5 protein-coding genes are annotated in these 6,355 nt (G+C 29.1%); 2 read left to right on the top strand and 3 right to left on the bottom strand.

Features of this window, described 5'->3' with window-relative positions; translation table 11 throughout:
* Nucleotides 1-233 precede the first annotated feature (233 nt).
* Entirely contained in the window at nt 234-1,346 is a 1,113-nt protein-coding gene (locus EO083_RS08970; protein ID WP_126993985.1) for a DUF445 family protein, read from the top strand.
* Between the two features lie 25 nt (nt 1,347-1,371).
* Here EO083_RS08970 and EO083_RS08965 read toward each other — a convergent pair whose 3' ends face one another.
* The 3 genes from EO083_RS08965 to EO083_RS08955 all read right to left on the bottom strand — a co-directional run bounded on the left by EO083_RS08965 (nt 1,372) and on the right by EO083_RS08955 (nt 4,617).
* Nucleotides 1,372-1,641: a CPF_0552 family protein gene (locus EO083_RS08965; protein ID WP_126993982.1), complete on the bottom strand. Its 270-nt coding sequence runs from the start codon at nt 1,639-1,641 to the stop codon at nt 1,372-1,374.
* Nucleotides 1,642-1,722: 81 nt separating this feature from the next.
* Nucleotides 1,723-2,175, bottom strand: coding sequence for a thioredoxin-dependent thiol peroxidase (bcp, locus tag EO083_RS08960; protein ID WP_126993980.1), 453 nt, complete (start codon nt 2,173-2,175; stop codon nt 1,723-1,725).
* Nucleotides 2,176-2,250: 75 nt separating this feature from the next.
* Entirely contained in the window at nt 2,251-4,617 is a 2,367-nt protein-coding gene (locus tag EO083_RS08955) for an ATP-dependent Clp protease ATP-binding subunit (RefSeq protein WP_126993978.1), read from the bottom strand.
* A 196-nt stretch (nt 4,618-4,813) separates the two neighbouring features.
* On the opposite strand from EO083_RS08955, the gene EO083_RS08950 reads away from it, so the two are divergent.
* Entirely contained in the window at nt 4,814-6,223 is a 1,410-nt protein-coding gene (locus EO083_RS08950; RefSeq protein WP_126993976.1) for a sensor domain-containing diguanylate cyclase, read from the top strand.
* Nucleotides 6,224-6,355 lie beyond the last annotated feature (132 nt).

Genomic DNA, 6,355 nt, shown 5'->3' with positions numbered 1-6,355 from the left:
GAGGAAAAACATTTTCCGGCAAGTAAAAAGATGTACTCTAGTTAGGCAATCTTATTTAAGAGACCTAAGTCTCAAGGAGGAAAAACCTGAAACTATTTTACTAGAGGTGTATGATAATAAACAAAATAGTTAAAAATTAACTATTTTTAACTATTTGAAATTACATAAAACTATTTACTTTTCAATGACCAATTTATACTTTTTACTAAACTAATTATACGAGGAGGAATTATATGATCAAAAAGCTTGCAAAAGATATTTTATTTTGGACTCTATTTTTAACTTACTTAGTAAGTTACAACATATACACAAATTTTAATATTTCTGCCTTTAAAATAATTGGGCTTTTATCGATAGGAGGGCTTGTTGGGTATATAACAAATGTTCTTGCAATATGGATGCTTTTTAACCCAAAAAGAAAAGTTTTTGGATTTCAAGGAGTTATTCCCAAAAAAAGGGATGAAATTGCAAATAGCACCTCAAAGATAATAGAAGAAGAATTTATAAACCCAAAATCATTGCGTGAGTTTATAGAAAAAAACAAAGAAAACTTTGTAAATTCAATAATTGACTTTTTAAACTCAAATGATCTAGTAATACCACCACTAAAAAATATAACAAACGACAAAGAATTAGAAACAAAGATAAGTAAATTTATTTTTGAAAAAATTGACGAAGAAAAGATCTGGAATTTAATAAAAGAAAAAAGTTTATCTGAACTCGACATTGACATATCAGAAATTTTGATTAACAACATAGACAAATTTCTAGATGATTCCTTAAAAGAAAAGGCAAAAGAATTTCTAATTTCAAAGATTAAAATTCCACTTATTCCTATAGGCTCTTTTGTTGAACCATTGATTGATAGATTCTTTTATGATGTGAAAAACGACATACAACAAAAAGGTGCAATCTATAACAATTTAAAGCAAATTATCGAACAAAAGATTGTCAATAGAAAAATAGAAGATCTTATAACATTTGAACAATTTAAAAGTCTTATTTACAACCTAAAAACTAACATCTTTGATATCACAGTTAAGAAAATTGTGACTCAATTAGAAAGAAAAATAGATATAAAAGAATTATTAAACTATCTTGGCCTAGACATAGAAAAATTGTTAATAGATATTTTTACAAAATATGAAAATAGAATAATTAGTCTAATTGAAAAATTCTTTGAAAAAATATCTTTCAAAGAAATAATAAGGGAAAAGATAGAAAGCTATTCTTTGGAAGAGATGGAAGAAGTAACACTAAAGCTTGCAAAAAGGGAATTAAGATACGTAGAAATTTTTGGAATCCCCCTTGGAATGCTTATAAGTATCTTTCAAATAATATTTTAAGCCTCGGAAAACCCGAGGCTTAAATTTAACTAAAACTTAATCTCATTAAATCACATTTTACACCTGGAATTTGATTTAACTTTTCTTTGAGCTCTTCATGTTTTGATTCATCATCAACAAGTTCTAATATAATTAGTCCTGAGTTTGAACAATATTGTGGAACACCTTCGTGTAATCCCAACCTTGTTTTAATATAGCATCCGTATTCTGTCAAAAGTTCTTGAACTTTTGTTGCAGACTTTTCCCTGTTATCAATTAAAATCGCCATAACAGTCCTTACAGTAATATCTGCCATAAAAACACCCCCTTTTTTAGTGCAAAAATTCACAAAATTAATCAAAAGACACGTTGTTTTATTTATCAATAAATTATACCATTATAAAAGTTCTTTTAAAGTTTTTAAAACTTCATTTGCGTGATCTTTTACTTTTACATTTCTCCAAGCCTTCACTATATTTCCGTCAGGATCAATCAAAAAGGTACTACGAATGACTCCAAAATACTCTCTTCCATACATCTTTTTCTTTCCCCAAGCTTGATAGTCCTCAATAACTTTGTGATTTTCATCACTTAAAAGAAGTATAGAAAGCGAATGTTTCTCAACAAATTTTTGATGTGATTTTGGACTATCTTTACTTATACCAATAATAACTGCTCCTAACTTTTCAAATTCTTCTTTTAACTGTGAAAAATCTTTTGCCTCTCTTGTGCAACCTGATGTATTATCCTTTGGATAAAAATATAATACAACCCATTTGCCTTTAAAATCTTCCAAACAATGCATTTTCCCATCTTTGTCAGGAAGACAAAAATTCTTTGCTTTTTCCATACTTTCGCCTCCTAGAATTATTATACCACTTTCACTTTTAAAATAAAAAATGTGGCTCCTACTTGGAGCCACATTCTATTTTGTCAATTCTTTTTCTTTTTCTACAATCAATTTTCCATTTTCTTCATCAACTAGTACAATATCTCCTTCTGCAATTTCTCCAGCGATTATTTTTACTGAAAGTGGTGTTTCAATTTCCCGCTCTATTAATCTTCTAAGTGGTCTTGCACCAAATGCTGGATCGTAACCTTTTTCTGCTAGATATTCTTTTGCTTTTTCTGTAAGTTTTATCTTTAAATTCTTTTCTTTTAATCTCTTTTCAAGCCTTGCAACTAATTTTTCTACAATTTCTTTCATATGCTCTTTTGTCAATGGCTTGAATATCACTACATGGTCTATTCTATTTATGAACTCTGGTCTAAAGTAGTGTTTTAAATCTTCACGTACAGATTCTTCTATCTTTTCAAAATCAACTCCAGCTTCTACTTTCCTCAATATCTTATCACTTGCAAGGTTACTTGTCATGATTATTATTGTATTTCTAAAATCAACTGTGTTACCTTTACCATCAGTAAGTCTACCATCATCAAAGACTTGTAAGAGTACATTGAATACCTCAGGATGTGCCTTTTCTACTTCATCAAGAAGTATTACACTATATGGTTTTCTTCTAACAGCTTCGGTTAATTGACCACCTTGATCATAACCGACATATCCTGGAGGTGCACCTATAAGTCTTGCAACTGAGTGTTTTTCCATGTATTCACTCATATCAATCCTTATGAGTGCATTTTCAGAGCCAAAGAGCAATTCAGCAATTGTTTTTGCAAGTTCAGTCTTACCAACACCACTTGGACCTAGGAATAAGAATGTTCCTATTGGTCTATTTGGATCTTTTATACCAGCTCTTGCTTTTCTTATTGCATCAGCAACTACTTTTACAGCCTCTTCTTGGTCCACCATTCTCTGATGGACTAATTCTTCAAATTTTAATAATTTTTCTTTTTCAGACTCCATCATCTTTGTAGCTGGAATTCCAGTCCAGGATTCTACAACCTTTGCTACAGTTTCAGGTGTTACTTCTTTTGAACCATACTTTTTCTCGAGTTCTTCGTATTGTTGCTGCATTTTATACATTTGTTGCTTCATCTCTGCAGCTTCTTTATACTGTGAATTAATAGTAAGTTCATCTATTTTTTCACTCAAAGATTTTATTTTTTCCTTTAATTCAGTCAATTTTGGATCACTATTTCTCAAACTTACTTTTGCAGCGGCCTCATCTATTAAATCTATTGCCTTGTCTGGCATAAATCTGTCCTGGATATACTTTGCTGAAAGTTTTGCAGCAGCTTCAATAGCATCATCTGTTATCTTAATATCATGATGTTTTTCATATGTTTCGCGCAATCCCTTTAGTATCTCTATGGTTTCCTCTACACTTGGTTCTTCAACAAGCACTGGTTGGAACCTTCTTGCAAGAGCCTTGTCTTTTTCAATGTGTTTTCTATATTCTTCGAGTGTAGTTGCACCTATGGCATGAAGTTCTCCTCTTGCAAGTGCCGGTTTAAGCATATTCGATGCATCCATTGCACCTTCTGCTGCACCAGCTCCAACAATGGTGTGTAGCTCATCAATGAATAGAATAACATTATCTTTCATCTTTTTAATCTCTTCCATTACTTTCTTTAAACGCTCTTCAAATTCTCCTCTGTACTTGCTTCCTGCAAGCATTTTTCCTAAATCAAGCATTAAAATTTTCTTATTCTTCAGCTTTTCAGGAACTTTACCTTCAACAATTCTTTGAGCAAGGCCTTCAACAATTGCAGTTTTTCCAACACCTGGATCTCCAATAAGGACTGGGTTGTTCTTTGTTTTTCTTGAAAGAATTTCAATTACCCTTTCAATTTCTTTTTCCCTTCCAATAACTGGTGAAAGCTTTCCTTCCTTTGCCAATTTTGTTAAATCAGTGGTATACTTTGCTAACACATTTCCCTCACTACCAATTTCTCCCGAGTCTGCTAGCTCTTTAACCGCTTTTAAAACCGAATCATAAGTTACATTGTACTTTGATAATATTGCTGCACATTGAGTTGAAGCATCCTTTAGAACAGCTAATAAAAAGTGAACTGGTGATACTTTACTTGAGCCTAATAACTTACTTTCTTTCCTTGAAAGTTCAAAAATCCTAGATAGCTCATTTGACATGTAAACACCAGATGATGAACCGTAGTAAACCCCATATTGGCTTTCAATTAATTCTTCTAACCTATCTTCGATTTCTTCAGTAGGTACATTTAACGTTTCAAATATTTTTTGAATGTTTTCATCTTGAAGAATTTCATATAATACATGCTCGGGTTTTAACAGGTTCTGCCTTCTTTGAGATAAGCGTTCTGCCGCTTGCTGGACTAATTCTTGCATCCTTTCATCTAAATATCTCATATATCTCACCTCCGAAAAATTTTTCTTTTTATCAGTCATATATTTAGACTGATAACATATGGAAGGGTTCAAATTTTTAATGTAAATTTTTTGTTAACGAAAGTAACAATAAATAAAATTTAGTTTCTGTGATATAATATTGATTGAGTAAATAATTATAATCTAAAATGTAAATAAAAATAAAGGAGAAAAATTAATGTTAATCTTTTTATTTATTTTAGCTTTAACTTTAATTTCATTGTTATTTTATATCGTTAGAATTATAAAGTTAACAAAACTTTTATACAGCACTGCCAAAAGTGATTCTTACGTTATAATTTTGAAAAACTCCAAAATTTTATACTGTAATAAATCAATAAAAGAAATTTTTGAAAAACACGGGATAGATATAAATGATTTTAAAAACTTTTCTTATAAAAAGATAAATTTTTATACCAATAAATATCCTTTTTTAAAAGACTTTTTTGAAAAACTTAGTGCGAATTTTAAAGAAAAACTTTTTGAATACGAAACAACTATCTCCTTTTCTGATGAATCTTATAAAATCAAATTTAGAAGAGAAAAAAGTAAAACAAATGTTTATTCCGTATTATTAATTACAAACGTATTCTCAAACATAAAAGAATATACAGACGAATTAATAAGTTCAATTTATAAAATTCCTGAAGAATTTTTTAACCTAACAACTTCGGATACTTCAACGTATGAACTTGTAGATTATTTCTTTAATTTTCTTTCCAGTCAAAATATAATCGACTCATTAGCCGTTGGAATTAGACAGATTGATGGCTCAATTAATATAATTTATGGAAAAATTGGAGATAGAAAACTTAAAAATTTCATTGTTAAGGACAAAACCCTAATTTCATATGTTATAGACACCGGCAAAAAATTATACGTAAAAAATTTAGATGAAATTAACTTCCCCAAAGAATATAAGTTAATGAAAATAATTGATAAACCTTACTCAATGTACGGTATACCATTATTAATCGAAAAAAAAGTATTTGGAGCGGTGCTATTTGAAAAGGAAGGGATAAATAAATTCACTTTAAAAGACTTCCATCTGTTCGAAATACTTGCATTTTTAATTTCAATTAGTATTAAACTCAAAAATGAATATCAAATTCTTTACAAATCAAGTAAAGAAAACTTAAGAAAAGCAATTATTGACCCATTAACAAACGCATATAATAGAAATTATTTATATGAAATTCTTTATAAAAAGCCAAAAAAAGAAAAATCAAAATATAAAGTTGTAATTTTTCTGGATCTTGATAATTTTAAATACATAAACGATAAATATGGACATATTTATGGAGATAAAGTACTCAAAAATTTTGTAAAAATAACAAAAAGGGTTTTAAGAAGGAATGACTTGATAATAAGGTATGGTGGAGATGAATTTTTAATATTACTACATAACTCAAATATTGAAAATTCTGAAAGTGTAATTCAAAGGATCAGAAAAATGGTTTTAGATTCTGAATTTAAAGTTGATTTTTCATATGGTCTAATGTATTTTGATCCTGAAAAAAACATAGAAGAAAATATAAAAATTGTTGATAGAAAAATGTATGAAATGAAATCTAAGAAAAAAACTTAAATCTCTAAAATCTTAAATTTCTCAAAAATGTATTGATTACCACACGATATTAAACTTGTACTCTAAGAAAGAAAAAACACTGTAGAAAAAAAACTGTTACTAGCTATGTTTTTGTTAGGTAGCATGTAATTT

The sequence above is a fragment of the Thermosipho globiformans genome, assembly GCF_003990895.1.
GTDB classification, from domain to species: domain Bacteria; phylum Thermotogota; class Thermotogae; order Thermotogales; family Fervidobacteriaceae; genus Thermosipho; species Thermosipho japonicus.
This window is presented reverse-complemented; position numbering and strand designations above follow the sequence as displayed.